General features: G+C 49.1%; 1 protein-coding gene and 1 pseudogene. One reads left to right on the top strand and one right to left on the bottom strand.

All coding sequences use genetic code 11. The features are described 5' to 3' along the window. Positions 1 to 388, bottom strand: a pseudogene (locus VB714_RS21290) (hypothetical protein); the annotation flags it as partial. A 499-nt stretch (positions 389 to 887) separates the two neighbouring features. On the opposite strand from VB714_RS21290, the gene VB714_RS21285 reads away from it, so the two are divergent. After that, positions 888 to 2253: DUF4912 domain-containing protein (locus VB714_RS21285; RefSeq protein WP_323226695.1), on the top strand; the 1366-nt coding region annotated here is incomplete at its 3' end.

The following is a 2253-nucleotide window of genomic DNA, read 5'->3' as shown; positions in this document are numbered from 1 at the left end:
GAGGAGTCCGATTAATTAATTGCGCTTGATGTGCGTCGATATTACGAATAATCTGACTAGAAACCACTCGGGGCTTAAGGCGTTCCCTTTCCGTCACTCCAAGGGCATCTAAAATCGCCTTTCCTGCCGTTCTCGTTTCCCCTTGACGGGGAGAGTGAATTTCCAGCAAACCATATAACCGTTCCACAAACTGAACCCCAGGACGCACCGATGTTGACTTAAGTGCAACATCCGTAATGCGATTGATTTCAATGCCAGGGGAAATCTCAATCCATAAAGACGTATCCCCAGGTAACGGTAAAAATCCCAAAGCCACCGTCCCAATATAAGCCGCGTGTTGAGATTGAAGATTATCAAGAAAGACGTAACTGCGTAGGTCAATGCCCAAAATCGATCGCTCCTAGAAAAATAGGAAATGCTGCTCCCTGTCCACTGATAGCTTATATCGGGCATTCGCACAACTGAAAATCCATGAGGGGGCTGACCAATCCCTGTAATTCACTGGTTTGTCAAGAAACAATAACAGGGCGATCCCGCGATCGCCTATAACTTCGTGAACTGTTTGAAAATCCTTTCCAGATGCCCTTGACCGAACCTCAATAAATTTTGTTACATGAAGTTAACAAAGCGATCCCCAATCGAGATGTTACCCCGATCCCCTAAACTCTCTCCTTACCCAAAGGGCAATTAAAAGGAAGAAAGGAATACACATCAAGACCGCGATCCCAAAAAAAATCTAGAGGTCTGACCCAAAAATACCAAATTTGGTATCTGGAACGACCTCTCCTTGGGAGATGGGGGGTTGTTGGCAACCGACTCGAAGAAACAATTTTCGGGTACGGACTTAAACCCTAAACGACCTGTCGCTAGTACCTCAAAAAAAAACAATGGCAAACGAACGCCTACCTTTAGAAGAAATGACATTGCGGCAACTTCGCAAAGTTGCCAGCAAATATAATATCTCTCGTTATAGTCGAATGCGGAAAGTACAACTCCTGACCGCGATTCGAGAAGTTGCTGAATACTCGGTCACTTTTCCCGAACCCAGCACTCCCGCCTATCCTATCAACTCTCATCCTACTATTAGCCCTCCAAAAGAAGAACCAGAAGTGGAAGCCTCAAAATTTCAAGTCGGTCAAGCAACCCCCGTAGAAGTAAAACTGGCCTCCGTTGACGAAGGACTGGCCGAACTCCCCGGCGGCTACGGAGAGAGTATTATTGTTTTGATGCCCCGGGATCCGCAATGGTGTTATGCCTATTGGGATATTCCTAACAGCCATAAAGAGGAAATGCGCCGCAAAGGGGGACAACAGTTAGCATTACGAATTTACGATGTTACCAACATTAAGCTAGAAACCCAAAACCCCCACAGCGTTCAGGAATATCCTTGCGATGAACTGGCACGAGAATGGTATGTTCCCATTCCCGTCAGCGATCGCGATTACTGCGTGGAAATTGGCTATCGCTGTGTAGATGGTCGTTGGTTAGTCCTGGCAAGTTCGGGGATCGTTCGCGTTCCCCCCATTTATCCTTCAGACTGGATCGAAGACCAATTCGCCACAGTTTCCTGGGAACAAGAACTCGCGGGTAAAAAAGTCCTGCAATTAAGCGGCGGCGATGGCGCTACTGTTGTTGAATCGCTTTACGAACAACGGCAAGGCGATCGGGTTTCCGGTTCCATCTTCGGTTCGATGCAGCAAGTTTCTGAAGAAAATGTCAGTTCCTATGTCTTTCCTTCGGGAGTTGGCAAGTGGGCATCGGGTTCGGGAATGTCCGGCGCGGGAATGTCCGGTTCGGGAATGTCCGGCGCGGGAATGTCCGGTTCGGGAATGCAAGAATCTGGCGCTGGAATGCAAATGTCCGGTGCCGGGATGTCTGGTGCAGGACTAGAAACGATGTCTGGTGTCGGGATGGTGTCAGGTATAGGATTGGAAACCATGTCCGGTATGGGCATGATGTCGGGTACGGGACTAGAAACCATGTCCGGTATGGGCATGATGTCCGGTGCAGGACAAGCTATGTCCGGCGCGGGTATATCTGGTGCAGGACTCACTATATCGGGCGCGGGTCTCACTCTGTCCGGTGTCGGTATGTCGGGTATGGGACTAGAAACCATGTCTGGAGTGGGCATGATGTCGGGTATGGGACTAGAAACCATGTCTGGAGTGGGCATGATGTCCGGTATAGGACTAGAAACCATTTCTGGAGTGGGCATGATGTCCGGTATGGGCATGATGTCCGGTGCAGGTCTGA

The sequence above is a fragment of the Spirulina sp. 06S082 genome, assembly GCF_034932145.1.
Lineage (GTDB): Bacteria > Cyanobacteriota > Cyanobacteriia > Cyanobacteriales > Spirulinaceae > CCY15215.
The sequence above is the reverse complement of the archived record's forward strand: the minus strand, read 5'-3'. Positions and strand labels throughout refer to the sequence as shown.